We start from the raw sequence: 16,511 nt of genomic DNA, 5'->3' as shown, positions 1-16,511 counted from the left end.
GCTGTACCCGGCAAGCACGGACATTGGTAGCGTCCTGATGCTGCCTTTCCGGCCCAAAGCGAACAGGCAAATCGCGCCGCCGCCCGCCGCGCGACCGCTACCTGATTGATTCGGACGCGCCGAGTCCCCGTGAACCTCGGCACCGCAGCATCATGTAGCCGCCGGTTTAAGCGATGGGTTGCGGCCAGATCCCCCTGATGGCTGCTTCACCGCTCCACAGTGGTCATCCCTACGGCGCCGCGACCGGTGGGCCAATGACGGCTTTAGGTGGGACCGTAAATCTGACCAACTGCCCCGGATGTCAGCAGCCGCTGCGGTCCCGTCTTCAGTCGTCGATCTCGACCTGCCGCTTTGGGCACATAACCGCCGCTCGTCGATTGCCTTGCGAAAGGCCGCAATCAGCCTTGGAGCACGCTGCTGATTTATCAACAGTTTGCTGTTCGCTTTTCAGCAGTCTGTTGATTTGTGCACACCACCTCTGACCCTCCCGGGGCAGCCCGGTCGACAGTCGTTTTCATAGGAGAAGCGACCTCCCACCAAGGCTCGCCGAACACCCGGCACAACGCTTGCAGTGAGTGCACCTGACATGACAGGTCAGGCCCCGCTCACTTCCGATGAACTCCCTCGCCCTCGCTGACGCAACGCTGCACCACGGCTCCGCCGCCGTGCTCGGCCGCATCGCCGACATGCAGGCCGTGCCGTTGCTGAACGAGGCCTTGCTCCATCCCGCCGGCAACCTGCGCAAGCAAGCGGCCATCGCCCTAGGTGACATGGGTGACGCGAGCGCCGTGCCCGTGTTGCAGGTCGCTGCGGCCGACGCTGATCCCGAAGTCCGCAATGCCCCGCTCCTTGCCCAGCAACGCCTCGTTGCACGAGCTGGAGTGGACCAATGAGTAACGCGGCGCCTCTCGCCGTCGATCTTTCTCCCCAACGGCTGCAATTGCGGTGGCCCGACGCCACCGCCAATCTTTTCGCGGACACGCTGCGCGCCTCCTGCCGCTGCGGCGGCTGCAGCGCCCGCGCGCAGCGGGGCGAGCCAATCACTGACGCACCCGTCGAGCTGACAGGCGCCGAGCCCGTCGGCCAACACGCCCTGCACCTGATCTTCAGCGACGGCCACGACCGCGGCATCTACCCATGGGCGCTGCTGCAAGAGCTGTCCACCACGCCCGCCACGCCATGACCGACCTCCAAGATTCCCTGGCCGCACTCTCGCAAGCCATTGACGCCCACATCGACGAAGCCCGCTGGCTGGCGCTGGCGCGCGAGCTGATCCCCGCCGGCCAGCCCGCCGCCGAGAACCCGCTTGACCCGGATCAACCCCACGGCCACGAGGAAGGCATCGCCCTCGTCGTCGCCGACAAGCTGCGCACACTCGGCTTCGACGTGCAACTCATCGCCAAGCGCCCCGGCCGGCCCAACGTAGTGGGCACGCTCAAAAGCACGGCCGGCGGGCCGTCGCTGATCGTCAACGACCACCTCGACACCTACCCGGCGGGTGACCACGCGCTGTGGACGCGCACGGGCGGCGACCCTTACAACCCGACGCGCGACGGCGACTTCCTGTTCGCCCGTGGCACGTCGGATACGCGCGCCAACCTCGCCTGCACGCTGCTCGCCGTCGAGGCGTTGCTCGCCACTGGCTGGCGCCCGCGCGGCACGCTTCAATGCATCTACACGGTGGACGAAGAGAAGAACGGGCCGGACGGCTCCATCTTCCTGCTCGACGAGATCGGCATCCGCGCCGACTACGAGATCACGTGCGAGCCCACCGGTTGGACGCGTGAAGGCAACCGCTGGGGTATGGGCATCGCGCTGGCCAACAGCGGCCACTTCCTGGCCGAACTGACGCTGACCGGCGTGCAGAGCCACCTGTGGCGGCCCGACACCGCGCTGAACCCGGTGGACCATTTGCCGGCCGTTCTGAAGGCTCTGAACGAGATCGCCTTCCGCCACAAGGCGCCGCTAATGTACGGCGGCACGTCGCCGCGCGTGACGGTGCTGCGCGTTCGCGCCGGCGAGCCGCGTGAGATGCAGTTCACCCCAGGCGAATGCAAGCTGGTGCTCGGGCTCGTCGGCCTCGTGCCCGGCATGACCCAGGACGGCGTGCTGGAAGACGTGGAGCGCGCCATCGCTCCGCTGCGCGAACAGGTGCCCGGCCTCGGCGTCGCGCTGAGGCCCTATCCAGGCGCGCTCTTCGTCAACGCGACCGTTGAACAGGACCAAGAAGCCGAGCCGGTCAAGTCGCTGCGCGCCGCCTACCGCGCCGTGCTGGGCGACGAGCCCGAGCTGTACCGGAAGAACGCCTTCAACGACACCATCCGCTTCTCCGAGCGCGGCATCCCCGCGGTGACGTTCGGCCCGGGTGAGGACGGCTGGCCGCCGATCAACGAGTACATCCGCATCGAGAAGTCGGTCGCGGCCACGCGCATCCTCGCGTTGACAGTCGCAAGCATCGTGGGCGTGGATCAACCATGACGGCCGTCCTGCGCGGCATCGGCACCGAGCGCGCGATCGGCGCGACGACGGTGCTTGTGCTGTTCGCGGCCTGGGCGGCGCTGGCCGCGGCGAAGTGGGTCAACCCCATCTTCCTGCCCGCGCCTGGCGACGTCTGGCAGGCGTTCCGCGACGTGCTCATCGACGGCTATCAGGGCGCCCGCCTGCATGAGCACATCCTCGCCAGCCTGCAGCGCGTGTTGGCCGGCTACGCCATTGCCTGCGCGATCGGCATTCCTCTCGGCTTGCTGATGGGCCAGTCGCGCCACGTGCGCGCGGTGTTCGACCCGATCATCGAGTTCTACCGTCCCCTGCCGCCGCTGGGTCTCTACACGCTGCTGGTGATGTGGCTCGGCATCGGCGACACGTCCAAGATCGCGCTGCTCGCATTGGCCGGCCTGCCGGCGCTGACGCTGTCGTCCATGCAGGCCGTACACGCGGTGGACCCACAGATCGTCAAAGCCGCCCGGTCACTAGGTGCGGGCCGCGCGCGGCTGTTCTTCACCGTCGTGCTGCCCGCCTGCCTGCCGGCCATCTGTACCGGCATGCGCATTGCGCTGGGCTTCACCTACACCGTGCTCGTCGCGGCCGAGATCGTCGCGGCCACCGCGGGCATCGGCTGGATGATCTGGGACGCGAGCAAGTTTCTCCTCACGCCCGTCGTGATCATGGGCCTCGTCGTGCTCGGCCTCACCGGCTGGCTGCTCGACGGGGTGTTGCGCTTTGCCGAGCGCCGCGTCACGCCGTGGCGATTTCTCTCCTAACTGAACCACTCCATGAAGCTCGCTCGCCTCGCTCTCGCCCTTTCCACGTTTGTCTTCGCCGCTTCGGTCAGCGCGCAGGACGCGCCACCCGCCATCACCATCGGCTACCTCAACCTCGTCAACGCACAGCTCGTCGCCAAGGGCCTGGGCCTGCACGAGAAGGAGTTCGGCGTACCGGTGAAGTGGATCAAGTTCGGCTCCGGCGGCGATGTGAACCGCTCCGTGGCGGCTGACCAGCTCGACTTCGGCGGCGTGGGCAACCCGCCGGCCAGCATCGGCGTGACGCGCGAGCTGGGCTACGAAGGCATCTTCGTGCTCAACATGCTGGGCGCGGTGGAAGGACTCGTCGGTCGCAAGAGCGCGGGCGTGGCCACCGTGAAGGACCTGGCCGGCAAGACAGTGGCAGTGCCCTTCGGCTCGACGACGCACTACCTTGTCATCGCCGCGTTGCGCGATGCCGGCGTCAAGCCCACCGACGTGAAGCTGCTCGACATGAGCCCGTCCGACGCGCTCGCCGCCTGGCTGCGCAAGGACATCGACGCCGCCTACATCTGGGAGCCGGCGCTTGGCCGCGCCACCGACAGCGACGGCCAGCACGTGCTCGACAGCGGCCAGATGGCCCAGCGTGGCTACCCGACTTGGGACGTCGCCGTGGTGATGAAGCGCTTTGCGCAGAAGTACCCGGCCTACGTCACCAGGTTCATCAAGAGCGAATGCGCGGCCATCGACCACTGGAACAAGAAGCCCGAGGAGACGGCGCAGATCATCGCCAAGGAACTTGGCCTGTCCGTCGACGACGCGCGCCGCATGATGAAAGGCACGACCATGGTGCCGTGCAGCGCCCAGGTGACGGCCGAGTATCTCGGCACCAGCGCGAAAAAGGGCCGCTTCGCCGACACGCTGCTGGCCACGGCCACCTTCCTGAAGGAACAGAACCGCCTGCCCTCGGTAAAGGACCGCGCGGGATACGAGGCCTTCTTGAACCCAGCCTACCTGGAGCGCCATCTTTCGGCGCAGAAGTGAGGAAGGCGCCATGCTCAACTTGCTCGAACGTGACGGCGCCGCTGCGCTGACCCCGCCCTCCGTGGCCGACACGACGGCGTTGACCGCGGTGCGCCGCGGTGGCGGCATACGCTTCACCAACCTGGGCGTCACGCTCGGCACCGGCAAGCAGCGCGTGGAGGCCGTGCAGGGCGTCGACCTGCACGTCGGCGAAGGCGAATTCGTCTCCATCGTCGGCCCGTCCGGTTGCGGCAAGAGCACGCTGCTCAACATCGCCGCCGGCTTCGTGCGCGCCGACCGCGGCCGGGCGGAGCTGGATGGCGTTCCTATCACCGCGCCCGGCCCAGAGCGCGGCGTCGTCTTCCAGCAGTACTCGCTCTTCCCCTGGCTCACGGTGCGCGGCAATGTCGAATACGGCCTGCGGGTGCGCGGCGTTCCGAAGGCCGAGCGCGCCGAGATCGTCGACGAGCTGCTCACCCGCTGCGGCCTGATGGGTTTTGCCGCTCACTACCCCGAGCAGCTCTCCGGAGGCATGCGCCAGCGCGTGGGCATCGTGCGGGCGCTGGCGAACAAGCCGCGCGTGCTGCTGCTGGACGAGCCCTTCGGCGCGCTCGATGCGCAGACGCGTGCCGTCATGCAGGAGATCCTGCTAGACATCTGGACGCGCTACCGCACCTCGGTGCTCTTCATCACGCACGACATCGAGGAGGCGGTGTTCCTCTCGGACCGCGTCTACGCGATGACCGCCCGCCCCGGCCGCATCAAGACCGAGCTGCGCATCGGCCTGCCGCGCCCGCGCCACCACGACCTGCTGGAGTCGCCCGAGGCGCTCACCCACGTGCGCACGCTGCGCGCCGCCATCCGCGAGGAAAGCCTCCAGGCGATGGCCCAAGAACTTCCCTCCCAACCTACTGCACCATGAAAAACATGCTCCGATCGCTCGCCCTTGTTGCGGGCCTCGCCCTGTCGCTGCACGTTGCAGCGGCCGACAAGGTCCGCCTGGCCATCAACCTGTCGCCCATCTCCGCGCTGCCGCTGATCGCGCAGAGCAAGGGCCTGTTCCAGCAGCACGGGCTGGAGGTGACGATCGCTAACTTCACTACCGGCCGCCAAGCGCTGGAGACCGTGCTTGGCGGTGGCGCCGACATCGCCACGGCGGCCGAGTCGCCCGTGACGGCCGCAACCTTCGCCAAGCAGAGGGTGGCGCTCGTCGCGCGCATGGAGTATTCGGAGCTGAAGACCCTCATCGCTACCCCAGGCTACAAGACGTCGGCCGACCTGAAGGGCAAACGCATTGGCTACGCCGCCGGTACCGGCAGCGAGGTCTACACGCACGAGCTGCTCAAGCGCATCGGCCTCACCAAGGCCGACGTGACCCTCGTCAACCTGCGCCCGCAGGACATGATCGCTGCGGCGGCGTCGGGCAGCATCGACGCCTACAACATCTGGGAGCCGCATGTGGCCAACGGCCGCAAGGCGCTGGGCGACAAGGCCAAGCTGCTGTCGCTCGACAACGTCTATGCCGAGACCTTCAACGTCGTCGTCACCGACGACTACGCGAAGAAGAATCCCAAGCTGCTCGCCAACTTCCTGCGCGCGCTGCTCGACGCAGAGCGCTGGCTCAAGGCCAACCGTGAAGACGCCATCACGCTGGTGGCCGGCCTCACCAGCATGAAGCGCGAGGACCTTGCGGAGGTCTGGGGCGACTACATCTACGAGCTGACGCTGGACGACCTCACCGTCAAGGCGCTGACCAAGCACGCGCAGTGGCGCATCGACAGCGGCAATGCCGCCGGTGGTGCGACGACGCTGCCTGACTTCTCGGCGGTGATCCAGACCGGGCCACTGAAGGAAGTGGCCGCTTCACGCGTGAAGTTGTGAGCATTTCGTGAACGCATCGCAAGTCGCCCGCCTCGCCTCGGTGCCGCTGCTGCTGGCGCTGTGGCAGGGCGTCTGCGCGCTGCAGCTCGTCAACTCGGTGCTGTTCCCGTCGCCGTGGGAGGTGGCCCGCTCTTTGCGCGACTACCTCGGCGCGGGTGATGGCTGGGTCGACCTGCTGGCCAGCCTGAACCGCGTGACCATCGGCTACGTAGCAGGTGCGGTTGCTGGCGTGCTGGTGGGCATCCATACCGGCACGCGGCCCTTCATCGCAGCGCTGCTGTCGCCCGCGCTCCAGTTGCTGCGGCCCATCCCGCCGATCGCCTTCGTGCCCGTCGTCATCGTGTGGTTCGGCCTCACCGAATGGGGCAAGTGGTTCCTCGTCTGTTGGGGCGTGTTCTTCGCAGTGTGGCTGTCGGCGCACATGGGCGTGCAGCGCGTCAACGAGAACCTCGTGCGTGCGGCGCTGAGCCTGGGTACGGGTCGGCAGCGCCTGCTGTGGACCGTGCAGCTGCCCGCCGCCGCGCCGGTCATCCTCGTCGGCCTGCGCACCGCCGTGAGCATCGCGTTCTACACATTGGTGGCGGCTGAATTGGCGGGGGCTTTCGCGGGCATCGCGTACCGCATGGAGATCAGCCAGCAGAACATGCAGATCGGCCACACGATGGCCGGGCTGGTGATGCTGGGCCTGGTGTCGGCCTGCGCCGACAAGTTGTTCGAGCTGGGCGCATCGCGCCTGGTGCATTGGAAGGCCACGTGAGCTACAGCCTCGATTTCAAGACCCTCGCCCGCGCCTACGCCACGCGCGACCTCACGCCACTGCAGCTCGTCGACGAACTGCTGCACCGTCTGGCCGCGCGCGGCGACGACAAGGTGTGGCTGCATCGCGCGACCGACGACGAACTGCGCCAACAGGCTCGGGACGTCCAAGCCCGCCGTGAGCGCGGCGACGCGCTGCCGCTCTACGGCTTGCCTTTCGGCGTGAAGGACAACATCGACGTGGCCGGCTGGCCCACCACCGCCGGCTGCGCGGCCGTTGCCTACGTGCCCGAACGAAGCGCCGCCGTCGTCGAGAAGCTGCAAGCCGCCGGCGCCTTGCTCGTCGGCAAGCAGAACATGGACCAGTTCGCCACCGGCCTCGTCGGCGTGCGCACCACCACCGGCCACTGCGCCAACGCCATCGACGCCCGCTACGTGCCCGGCGGCTCCAGCTCGGGCTCCGCCGTTGCGGTGGCTGCGGGCGTGGTGTCGTTTTCCATCGGTTCGGACACCGGCGGCTCCGGACGCGTGCCGGGCGCGCTGAACAACGTCGTCGGCCTGAAGCCCACACCGGGTTCGGCCAGCACGCGCGGCTTCCTCTACTGCAACCGCACCTTCGACGTGCCGCCCGTCTTCGCGCTGACGGTGGACGATGCTTACGCCGTGCTGCAGGCCATCGTCGGCCCCGACGACGAAGACCCGTACCTCAGCGAGGCCCTCCCCAACGAGCCGTCGGCCTGGCAACCCGGCACGCTGCCCGCGCGCTGGCGTTTCGCGGTGCCAGCGGGCGAACACCTGGACTTTTTCGGCGACGACGCGCAGCGGCTGGCCTGGACGCGCACGCTTGGCATTCTCACCGCGCTGGGCGGTGAAATCGAAGAGATCGACTTCGAACCCTTCCTCGAAGCGGGCCGACTCGTCTTCAACGGCCCGTTGATCGCAGAGCGTTGGCTGACCTACGGCGCCACCGTCGAACAACATCCCGACGCCGTGCACACCGCCGTTAAGCAGGCCCTGCTCGCCAGTCAGCACTACAGCGCCGCGGACACCTTCCGCGCGCTCTACAGCCTGCGCACGCTGCAGCGGCAAGTGCAGCGCCAGCTGCACGACACGCTGCTCATCACGCCCACCGTCGGCCGCATTCCAACCGTGGCCGAGCTGGACGCCGAGCCCATGCTCGCCAACAGCCGAATGGGCCACTACACCTACTTCGCTAACCCGCTGCGCCTGGCCGCGCTGAGCGTGCCCGCCGGCTGGCGCGAAGACGGCCTGCCGTTCGGCCTGCAGATCGCGGGCCCGAGCTTCAGCGAGCGCCACATCGGCGCCCTCGCGCGCGCCGTGCAGCAACGCACCGCAGGCCGCCTGGGCGCCACAGGCCATCAGTTCAAGGACGTCCTCGTATGACACATCCCTATTCCTGGGAGCGCTGGGGCGCGCTCGGCGCCGTCGAGATCGCGCAGCACGTGCGCCAAGGCGATGTCTCGCCCGCCGAAGTCGCCGCCCAGGCCCACGCCGCCGCGCTGCGCGTCGAGCCGCAGATCAGCGCGCTGGTCGAGTTGCTCGACGAACCGCACATTGCGCCCGACGTGGCGCTGCCCGGCGCCCGCGAAGGTCTTCTGGCCGGCGTGCCGTTCTTCCTGAAAGACCTGGGCTCCTCCGCCGCCGGTCTGAGGCGCGAGAACGGCTCGGCGTTGCACCGCGACGAGCGAGTCACCCGCACCGACCCGCTGCCCGCCGCCTGGCTGAAGCAGGGCGTGCAGCTGCTTGGCCGCGCAACGACTGCCGAGCTCGGCATGGGCTACGACACCAGCACCGTGTACCGCGGCCTGCAGGTCACGCGCAACCCTTGGGACACCAGCCGCACCGCCGGCGGCTCCTCAGGCGGCAGCGCCGCGCTGGTAGCTGCGGGCGTGGTGCCCATCACCCATGCCACCGATGGCGCTGGCTCCATCCGCCAGCCGGCGGCGCTGAACGGCTTGGTCGGCCTGAAGGTCAGCAGGGGCCTGCTGCCGCTGCCCTGGCATGTGAACGAACTGCTGAACACGTCGATGGTGGAAGGTGTGTTCGCGCGGTCGCTGGAAGACGCTGCCCTGGCACTTGACGCCACGACCGCAGAGCCCGCTCCGCTCGGCAAGCTCTACAGCGCCGGTCAGCGCAGCGGACCGACGCAGGCCCTTGCGGTACTGCTTCAAGACCTGCCGCGCCCGCTGAGGGTCGGTTTCACCACCGATGCCTTCGGGCGCAACGGCGAATGCGAACCGCAGCGTGCGCAGCGCGTGCGTACCGTCGCCGAGGCGCTGGCCAAGGACGGCCACCATGTCGACGAGATCAGATCAGCCGCCCTGCCCGACTGGGCGGTACTGTGGCGCTCCTTCGAGACCTTCTGGGCCGGCATGCGCGCCGCCTCCTGGCGCCTCGCCCACGGCGAGCTATCGACCGAGCAGGTCGCCAGCCTTTCGCCCGGCGTGCAGGACTACTGGCGCGCCTCGTCCGGTTACGGCCAGCTTGACCTGATGCGCTATTTGGGTGACAACGTGAAGACCTCGCTCGCGTTCGGTGCCCTGCTGGAGCGCTTCGACGTGCTGCTGATGCCTGTGGTGCCATACGCCACGCCGCTGGCAAACACGACGCTGTCGCCGGCCGTGGCCCACGAGTTCGGCGACTTCCTGCAAGGCTTCCTCGACGCCGGCCGCTACACCATGCCCGCCAACGAGGCCGGCCTGCCGGCGCTGTCCCTGCCCGCCGGGCTAGACGCCGGCGGCCTGCCGCTGGCAGTGCAACTCTACGGCCGCTGGGGCGACGAAACCGCCTTGCTGCGAGCGGGCGCCGCGGTGCAGCGGGTCATCGAGCCGGTCCGAGGCCGGCCGGCGGTCCATGTGACGCATTGCGGCTGAAGAACCTGTGGACAAGGGAGCGTCGACCGCTGAGGGAACTTCGCTGCTCTCTGGCGCCGACTGCTTCCGACAGCACCCAGCCGGAAGCCGACGAGGGCTCAGAAGACGCCCGCCGGGGCGTTTTTGTCGCCGCATTGCCCGCCGGAGTGGCTGGACACAGGGAAGCTGGAATCTCCAAGGCGGACGACGACCTGTTCGATTCGCACCCCCATCATCTCCGCCGCAGTTGGCGCGATCACGGTGTAGCCAGTGCGGACGTCCGTCATGTCGGTTGCCTGCCAAAGGGATAGTGCCTGCACTTCAGGGGATTCAAGCGCTGACCCGCTCGCTCGGCAGCGTCACGCTGGTGATCGACGATTGCCGGGAGCACAACGCCGGAGGTAACGTGTTGAAACATTGGCGCCAGCGTTAACGATGCTGCGGTGCAATAACTCGCTTTCAACATCGTTCATCTGGAGCGCAGCTGTCTACCTCCGAAACCGCCTTAGTCCTCCATGTCGATGATCAGCCGGATCAACTTTTGACGACGAAGTTGATTCTGGAAAGACCTGGCATAGAGGTGGTGTCCGTCGACTGCGCGGCGGCGGCGTTGGAACGGCTTCAAGAGCGAGACTTCGCGCTGGCGCTTGTCGACGTCAATATGCCGAGCATCGACGGCTTTGAGCTGGCAGGAATGATGCGCGCCAAGGAACACTCACGCGAGGTGCCCATCATCTTCATCACGGGTGCCAGCATGAACACGGAGCTGGCGTTCCGAGGGTACGGGACCGGTGCGTTCGACTTCCTGGTGAAGCCCGTCCATCCGTTGGTTCTGGAAAGCAAAGTTGGCGCATTCGTCTCGCTCTATCTTCAGCGCAAGTCTCTGCGCGATGAGAAGGACTACTTCGAGCGCCTCTTGCGTGCCAATCAACGGATGGCCGCCGAGTTGCAGCAGGAACACGAGCAGGCGGTCCAGGCGGCCTTCACCGACGAATTGACCGGCGTTCCCAATCGCCGACACATCCTGCAACTAGCGGCGAGCGCATTGACGGACCCGCGAAGGCACTCCCAGCCGGTCTGCTTTGCCGTACTCGACTTGGATCACTTCAAGACGGTCAACGACACGTATGGCCATGCCGGCGGCGACGCCGTGTTGCGTCACTTCTGCGAACACGCTCAGAGCTGTATGCGTGCGGGGCAGGCGATAGGCCGCCTGGGTGGCGAGGAGTTCCTGCTGCTACTCCCCGGCACAGAACTGGATGAGGCACAGACGGCACTAGAGCGAATCCGTCACACCCTCGAGCCGCATGCCGGTATGCGCTACACGTTCTCCGCCGGCGTCGCTCAGGCACGCTCGGGTGATACGGTGGATACGGTGCTGGAACGAGCCGACCGGGCGCTGTACCTTTCGAAGGATCGGGGTCGGGATTGCACTTCCAGTGAGTTGATGGGGCTGTAGGGAGCTCATACCCGAACCGATGAGCCCTTCGCACTCACATCGATGCCAGGCAGCAGCACGACGCTTCGACGCCTTCCTTCTGAACTGACTCATGGCGCTAGGGCGCCAGCGGCAACTGCACCGTTGCTGTCCTTCGACTTTGCGTTTCCAATGCTGCAGAGCCGTCATTCAGACGGTATCGCAAGGAAATCAACTGCCTAGCAGCGCGTCAAGTTGGGGGCTGTCGCCGTTCAGCTTTTGGCCGTCATCCAATTCGATCTGGATCGCGGACACCGGACAAACCTTGGCCGCCCACATGACACAGCGGAAGTTACTTTGCAGCTTTTTCTCGTCAATTTCGTCGTGCAGTCGTACTGTCCACTCGCCGTCGACCGCATGGAAGATCTCAGGCGCCTCGCCTTCGCAAAGGTAATGGGCACAGCAGAGGTCTTCTTCTATGCTCACCCGCTTGATGCGTGGAGGTCGCGAGTTGCTCATGGCGTATTAAGGTAGGCTGGGAAGTGACGTCAACGGTACTGGCAAACCTGAAGAGACCAATAAAGTCCCACCGCTCAATGCTTGCGTACGAAGTCGCCGCTGAGTTCAGAGGTTGGCTCAGTCAAGACGGGATCGCCGCACGCTTACGAAGAAGGCGCTGGTGCGCACGACCAGTGCGCTGGACAGGGCAGCGAGTACATGTTGCTCGACTTCACCTTGCGCCGGCCGTAGAAGCGGCTATCGCTTCTTGCCATCAGGAAATCAACGCGGGAACCTGGTCGGGGGATACCGGTTTGCAAAAACCGAAGCCCTGCATGAAGTCGCAACCCATTGAGATCAGGATGGCCTCATCCTCCGGCAGTTCAACGCCCTCGGCGACCACCTCCATGCGCATCCCGTGGGCGACATTGATGATTGAAGCCACAAGGGTGCGCGAGTCGGCATTGGCCGACATGCCGTGAACGAAGAACCGATCGATCTTGAGCTTGCGGCAACGGATGCGCCGAAGGTAGGCGAGCGAGCTATACCCAGTGCCGAAATCGTCAATTGCCAAGCTGTACCCCAACCCCTGCAAGGTGAAGATAAATGAATCCGGGTTGTCGACGTCCTCAAATCCAGCGCTTTCCGTCAGCTCGAACTCGATTTCCGCCGGCGTGAGGTGAAGCGCCTTCAGCTGCTGCAGAAACCGGTCACGATATTGGGGCTTGCGGCATTGTTCCCAAGATAGATTGACGGCGACTAGCGGACAGTTGACGCCTTGCGCCTTCCACCGGTCCAGATCCGAACGGAGGATGGTCAACATCCCCAGTCCGAGGTCAACGATGAGGCCGGACCGTTCGGCCACCGGGATGAACTCCGCCGGAGAGATCCAACCGCGCTCCGGATGTTTCCAGCGCGCGAGGGCTTCGAACCCTCGAATGCGCCGTTGCGCGTCGTATTGCGGTTGGTAGGCCAGCGAAAGTTGCCCGTCAGTCGACAGCGCCAACTTCAGGTCATGCTCCAACGCCTGGCGCTTGCGCAGGCTTTCTCCGATCTCGGCGGTGAATACTTGGAAGCTGTCCTTGCCGAGCTGCTTGGCGTGCCGCATCGCAGCGTCGGCGCATCGCATGGCCTCGCTGGGGTCCTTGGCAAAGTCCGGCAGTGCCACTGCCCCCACGCAGATATGCAGAGAGAGCCAGTGGCCGTCGTGGCTGACGGGTTGCGTCAATGCGAGCTGCAACTCTGCGACGTGCTCACGCAAAGCCTGCTCATCCAAGCCGGGGATGAGCAACATGGCGAATTCGTCAGCGGACAAGCGAGCGACCTGGTCGCCAGGACGACACATCATCCGCAGCCGCTGCCCGACGGTCTGAAGGACGGCGTCACCCGCCGCATGGCGGTGTTGATCGTTGATCTGCTTGAAGTCGTCGAGGTTCAGGAGCAGCAAGGTCGTACCGCCTTGCGCCAAGGCGGGCTCCAACAGACTTCGCATCTGGTCTCGATTCGGTAGATCGGTCAGTGCATCGAAGCGCGCGAGGTAGCGGGTGCGCCGCTCGACTTCGCGAATCTGAACGCGCAGGCGCTTGGACATCAACCACGCCAGACCGCCGGTCGCCACCAGCGTTGCCATGGTTGCGCCTAGGAACTGAGCGAGATCTGTGTACATCGGAAGGCGGCTTGCTTCGAGAACAAGTTGGCCCACGCGCTCTCCATTTGCGTCGACGGGCACTTCCACCCTCGCCTCCCCGGCCCATGCTTCCAACGACGAGGGCTCATCCACTTGGCGGAAGTATTCCGTGAACACCCTGCCCTCCCGGTTTAGCACCCGCGCATGCACGATGGCGGGGCTCCGTTGGAGGGCGGCCAGGCTCTCGCCCGCGTCGCTGCGGCTCTCGAAAACGAGGGCAGCGGATACCGTTTGCGCGACGACATCCGCCTGGGTTTGCAGATCTTTGATCAGCCGGTCCTGCAAGCGCACGTACTGAAACACGCTCAAGGCAACCGCGAAAACGAACAAGGCTGCCAGGGCGACGAGCAGTTCTCGCTGCCGATCAACAGCCTGGATGAGACTGGCTTTCATGACGCAGGCGCCTGCACGCGGCGGACGAAGCGCGCCAGGCGCAAGAGCTTGGTGCTGATTGTGAGCGCCGCGCGTCGAGCGGTATCGAGTTCAACGTCAAAGACAATGCGGCCGTCCTCAACCTGAAGGTTGATCATGGCTCCTTGGTCAAGCATGTTGGCCGAATCAGAGACGATCAGGACGGGCATTTCAGCGAGCGGCGCAATGAGCGCTGGCTGAGGTGAAGGCAGGTAGAGCACCTGACACCCTGCGGGCGGGTCTGACCGGCTCAAGCGCCGCACGACGATAGCGATCTGGCGGATGTTGCGGCCAACAAGAGACTGCAGTGCGCTTTCCACAGGCCCGTCTCCCACGATGCATATCCGCATTTCCTTTTCGGAGACACCGCGATCCGCTGGCCACGTGATGAACATCAGCGAGCGGTAGATCACCTCGGCTTTGAGCGCTGCAGGGCTCGATCCCTGCGCAGCGGCCGTGCCCGTCATTCCGCCGAACGCGATCAGGCAGGCAACGACGCAGTGCCAAATCCCTGATCTAAGCAACTCTCTCGGCCGGGCGATCATTCAGGCACTCAGAGAGTAAAGCGCCAATCCAGGCGCAGACTGCGGCGGGGCTGTGGAATCGTCGCCAGAACGACGTCTGGCGTCGACGGATCAGCGTAGCGGCGGTCCAGCGCGTTGTTGACATGCAAAGCCAAGCTCTGGCGCGCATCCAGTTGGTAGCGAAGGTGCGCGTTCAATACCGCCGTCGTGGGCACATCGATGCGCCCCTTGCGTGGACCCATGACGGTCCACTCGGCGCCAAGCTGCCAGCTGTACCACTGAGGGGCGATGGCGTGCCCCTTGAGCAACCAGGTCGGAGAGTTGCTGAGCCTGGCGCCTGTGTGATCGCGCCCGTCCATCCACGAGGCGCTCATGCGCCACGTCCAACCTTCGGTCGATCGCTGCTCCACACCAAGGTCAAGACCGCGCAGGCTGGTTCGACCCACGTTGCGGTACTGGACGGGAGCGTCTGAATCATCGTTGAGCGGTACCTGTTCGATGAGGCTGCTCATCCGGGTGAAGTAGGCGTTTGCGCTGAAGGCATGGCCGCTGGGCAGCAAGTACTCCCAGGCCGCCTCGCCGGAACCCACGCGCTCTGGCTTCAGCGCGCTGTTGCTCAGTTGCGAGATGCCGCCATCCTCGTAGAAGCGCTCGTAGACATTGGGCGTCCGGAACGATCGAGCCCACATCAACTTCAGCGACTCTCGCTCGTTGGGTCGGTAGGCCATGACCACACGGGGCGAAAGCGCAGGCGAAAACTCCTTGACATGGTCAACGCGCAACCCTGTTGTCAGGTGCAGTGACGACGACAGTCGCCACTGGTCTTGGGCAAACGCCGCGATCGAATGCTGCCTGACGTCAGAGTCGAGGCTAACCCGTTGGGGCTGGACATCGAAGTTGCGCTGGACGCCGTAGGGCGACGTTCGAACCTCAGCGCCCACCATCACTTGATGGTTGAGCAGGCCGCGCCACATCATTCGTCCCTCAAGGGTGGTCCACTGCGAACGGGCGATGTCCTTGTTTATGAGCGCAGGCGCTTCACCGAACACGTAACGGCCGCGGAAATCATAGGCGGCGACATTCAGCCTCAGGGTACGTCGGACATCGTCCTGCCAGCCGCCGTCATAAGCCACCTCCCCCAGCGCGAGCGTGTCGCTGTAGGTCGTACCGTGCACGCCAGCCAGCGTGCCATACGGCGCGGTCGCTGGGTCCTTCTCCCGGCGTACCGCGTTGAACGATAAGCGCCATGGGCCGGTGCGGTACTTGGCGAGCAACGCGGCCTGGCGCTCGCCGTCTAGGCCATGCACCCAGCCCTCTGAGGTGCCAAGTTCCGGGAGATAAAGACTTTCGCCGGCGCTGCGATACAGGTTCAAGCCGACAAACAGGTCCTGCCCGGAGGAAGCCGCAGCGCCGTAGTGCAGTTCCGCCCGGCGCATGCCCCGGTCACCTAGGCTTGCCTGAGTCGTCAAACCCGGCGTGTCGGCACCGTCCAGGGTGACCACATTCACGACACCCAATAGTGCGTTGCTTCCGTAGACGGACGAACCCGGGCCCTGAACCAGTTCCGTTCGTTTTACCCACTCCGCCACGACGGGAAGCTCGAACTGGGGCAGCCCTTGGTCGTAGATCGCGTCGTTGGTACGTTGACCGTCGATCGACATCAAGATGCGCGAGCTGTAGTCACCGGGCCGGTTAAAGCCACGCAATCCCATGGCGCTGTATGACCTCGAGTTGGTCATGTACACCCCTGGGAGACGCGCCAGCATGTCGCCGACCGTCTGATGTCCTAGCGCGCCGGATTCACGCCGTTCGATAACGGTTATCGATGCGGGCGCGTCCATCAGACTCTGCGCATAACGGGAGGCTCCCTGGACCTCTCTCGTCAGCAGCGCCTCCAGTGCTTTGTCGTCCTGCGTGTCTAGGGTGGTGTTGGCAACGGCCGGCTGTAGCAACAAAAAAAATACCGCCGAAGCGATGGCATGGATTCGGCAGGTCACAGGTCGTCTGCCGTCATGAGGACGGTCTGGCAGGAGATGAAACAAAAGTTTACGGGGCCGGCCTGGGCCTGTTGTTGTCGGAAGTCACGTCCAGCGGCCGTTCAACCGGCCGTTACAAAGCGGCGGCTTGGCGCTAGGTCGGCCAAAAGGCGGGCGACTGGCAGCCAGCGCTCGCCACGCAGGTGGTTTGCCGCCCCCAGCCGCG

At 65.6% G+C, this 16,511-nt stretch carries 16 protein-coding genes; 11 read left to right on the top strand and 5 right to left on the bottom strand.

Features of this window, described 5'->3' with window-relative positions:
* Positions 1-614: 614 nt before the first annotated feature.
* From AC0IZJ_RS24875 to AC0IZJ_RS24830, 10 genes are read left to right on the top strand one after another with little or no spacing between them, the layout of a single operon-like run.
* Entirely contained in the window at positions 615-893 is a 279-nt protein-coding gene (locus tag AC0IZJ_RS24875) for a HEAT repeat domain-containing protein (protein WP_471854372.1), read from the top strand.
* Complete coding sequence (locus AC0IZJ_RS24870) at positions 890-1,183, top strand: DUF971 domain-containing protein (RefSeq protein WP_471854370.1); 294 nt, start codon at positions 890-892, stop codon at positions 1,181-1,183. The genes AC0IZJ_RS24875 and AC0IZJ_RS24870 overlap by 4 nt, the downstream gene beginning before the upstream one ends.
* Positions 1,180-2,478 carry a M20 family metallopeptidase gene (locus tag AC0IZJ_RS24865; protein ID WP_471854368.1) on the top strand — a complete coding sequence of 433 codons (1,299 nt, stop codon included), beginning with the start codon at positions 1,180-1,182 and terminating at the stop codon, positions 2,476-2,478. Before AC0IZJ_RS24870 ends, AC0IZJ_RS24865 begins: the two co-directional genes overlap by 4 nt.
* Complete coding sequence (locus AC0IZJ_RS24860; protein WP_471854367.1) at positions 2,475-3,260, top strand: ABC transporter permease; 786 nt, start codon at positions 2,475-2,477, stop codon at positions 3,258-3,260. Before AC0IZJ_RS24865 ends, AC0IZJ_RS24860 begins: the two co-directional genes overlap by 4 nt.
* Before the next feature lie 12 nt (positions 3,261-3,272).
* The gene (locus AC0IZJ_RS24855; protein ID WP_471854365.1) at positions 3,273-4,283 is read left to right on the top strand and encodes a taurine ABC transporter substrate-binding protein; all 1,011 of its coding nucleotides are present in this window, start codon (positions 3,273-3,275) and stop codon (positions 4,281-4,283) included.
* Between the two features lie 10 nt (positions 4,284-4,293).
* Positions 4,294-5,184 (top strand): ABC transporter ATP-binding protein, encoded by an 891-nt coding sequence (locus AC0IZJ_RS24850; protein ID WP_471854363.1) that lies wholly within the window; start codon positions 4,294-4,296, stop codon positions 5,182-5,184.
* A 5-nt stretch (positions 5,185-5,189) separates the two neighbouring features.
* Positions 5,190-6,143, top strand: coding sequence for an ABC transporter substrate-binding protein (locus AC0IZJ_RS24845; RefSeq protein WP_471854361.1), 954 nt, complete (start codon positions 5,190-5,192; stop codon positions 6,141-6,143).
* A 7-nt stretch (positions 6,144-6,150) separates the two neighbouring features.
* A complete protein-coding gene (locus tag AC0IZJ_RS24840) occupies positions 6,151-6,900 on the top strand; it encodes an ABC transporter permease (RefSeq protein WP_471854359.1) in 750 nt (249 codons plus the stop codon).
* Positions 6,897-8,303 (top strand): allophanate hydrolase, encoded by a 1,407-nt coding sequence (locus tag AC0IZJ_RS24835; RefSeq protein WP_471854357.1) that lies wholly within the window; start codon positions 6,897-6,899, stop codon positions 8,301-8,303. The genes AC0IZJ_RS24840 and AC0IZJ_RS24835 overlap by 4 nt, the downstream gene beginning before the upstream one ends.
* Positions 8,300-9,793 carry an amidase gene (locus tag AC0IZJ_RS24830; protein ID WP_471854356.1) on the top strand — a complete coding sequence of 498 codons (1,494 nt, stop codon included), beginning with the start codon at positions 8,300-8,302 and terminating at the stop codon, positions 9,791-9,793. Before AC0IZJ_RS24835 ends, AC0IZJ_RS24830 begins: the two co-directional genes overlap by 4 nt.
* Before the next feature lie 98 nt (positions 9,794-9,891).
* On the opposite strand, the gene AC0IZJ_RS24825 is transcribed toward AC0IZJ_RS24830, so the two are convergent.
* Complete coding sequence (locus tag AC0IZJ_RS24825; RefSeq protein ID WP_471854378.1) at positions 9,892-10,059, bottom strand: hypothetical protein; 168 nt, start codon at positions 10,057-10,059, stop codon at positions 9,892-9,894.
* Between the two features lie 161 nt (positions 10,060-10,220).
* Here AC0IZJ_RS24825 and AC0IZJ_RS24820 point away from each other — a divergent pair, with 161 nt between their 5' ends.
* Positions 10,221-11,231, top strand: coding sequence for a GGDEF domain-containing response regulator (locus tag AC0IZJ_RS24820; RefSeq protein WP_471854377.1), 1,011 nt, complete (start codon positions 10,221-10,223; stop codon positions 11,229-11,231).
* A gap of 189 nt (positions 11,232-11,420) precedes the next feature.
* On the opposite strand, the gene AC0IZJ_RS24815 is transcribed toward AC0IZJ_RS24820, so the two are convergent.
* The 4 genes from AC0IZJ_RS24815 to AC0IZJ_RS24800 all read right to left on the bottom strand — a co-directional run bounded on the left by AC0IZJ_RS24815 (position 11,421) and on the right by AC0IZJ_RS24800 (position 16,306).
* Positions 11,421-11,708, bottom strand: a complete 288-nt coding sequence (locus AC0IZJ_RS24815; RefSeq protein ID WP_471854354.1) for a ferredoxin — start codon at positions 11,706-11,708, stop codon at positions 11,421-11,423.
* A 253-nt stretch (positions 11,709-11,961) separates the two neighbouring features.
* Positions 11,962-13,767, bottom strand: a complete 1,806-nt coding sequence (locus AC0IZJ_RS24810) for a putative bifunctional diguanylate cyclase/phosphodiesterase (protein ID WP_471854353.1) — start codon at positions 13,765-13,767, stop codon at positions 11,962-11,964.
* Positions 13,764-14,330: a YfiR family protein gene (locus tag AC0IZJ_RS24805; RefSeq protein ID WP_471854351.1), complete on the bottom strand. Its 567-nt coding sequence runs from the start codon at positions 14,328-14,330 to the stop codon at positions 13,764-13,766. The genes AC0IZJ_RS24810 and AC0IZJ_RS24805 overlap by 4 nt, the downstream gene beginning before the upstream one ends.
* A gap of 8 nt (positions 14,331-14,338) precedes the next feature.
* Positions 14,339-16,306, bottom strand: coding sequence for a TonB-dependent receptor plug domain-containing protein (locus tag AC0IZJ_RS24800; protein ID WP_471854349.1), 1,968 nt, complete (start codon positions 16,304-16,306; stop codon positions 14,339-14,341).
* Between the last annotated feature and the right edge of the window lie 205 nt (positions 16,307-16,511).

It is taken from the genome of Roseateles sp. AC306, from assembly GCF_979253795.1.
This window is presented reverse-complemented; position numbering and strand designations above follow the sequence as displayed.

Coding starts and splice junctions, on each gene's coding strand:
- AC0IZJ_RS24875 (WP_471854372.1), top strand. CDS start 615: ATGAACTCCCTCGCCCTCGCTGACGCAACGCTGCACCACGGCTCCGCC.
- AC0IZJ_RS24870 (WP_471854370.1), top strand. CDS start 890: ATGAGTAACGCGGCGCCTCTCGCCGTCGATCTTTCTCCCCAACGGCTG.
- AC0IZJ_RS24865 (WP_471854368.1), top strand. CDS start 1,180: ATGACCGACCTCCAAGATTCCCTGGCCGCACTCTCGCAAGCCATTGAC.
- AC0IZJ_RS24860 (WP_471854367.1), top strand. CDS start 2,475: ATGACGGCCGTCCTGCGCGGCATCGGCACCGAGCGCGCGATCGGCGCG.
- AC0IZJ_RS24855 (WP_471854365.1), top strand. CDS start 3,273: ATGAAGCTCGCTCGCCTCGCTCTCGCCCTTTCCACGTTTGTCTTCGCC.
- AC0IZJ_RS24850 (WP_471854363.1), top strand. CDS start 4,294: ATGCTCAACTTGCTCGAACGTGACGGCGCCGCTGCGCTGACCCCGCCC.
- AC0IZJ_RS24845 (WP_471854361.1), top strand. CDS start 5,190: ATGCTCCGATCGCTCGCCCTTGTTGCGGGCCTCGCCCTGTCGCTGCAC.
- AC0IZJ_RS24830 (WP_471854356.1), top strand. CDS start 8,300: ATGACACATCCCTATTCCTGGGAGCGCTGGGGCGCGCTCGGCGCCGTC.
- AC0IZJ_RS24825 (WP_471854378.1), bottom strand. CDS start 10,059: ATGACGGACGTCCGCACTGGCTACACCGTGATCGCGCCAACTGCGGCG.
- AC0IZJ_RS24815 (WP_471854354.1), bottom strand. CDS start 11,708: ATGAGCAACTCGCGACCTCCACGCATCAAGCGGGTGAGCATAGAAGAA.
- AC0IZJ_RS24810 (WP_471854353.1), bottom strand. CDS start 13,767: ATGAAAGCCAGTCTCATCCAGGCTGTTGATCGGCAGCGAGAACTGCTC.
- AC0IZJ_RS24805 (WP_471854351.1), bottom strand. CDS start 14,330: ATGATCGCCCGGCCGAGAGAGTTGCTTAGATCAGGGATTTGGCACTGC.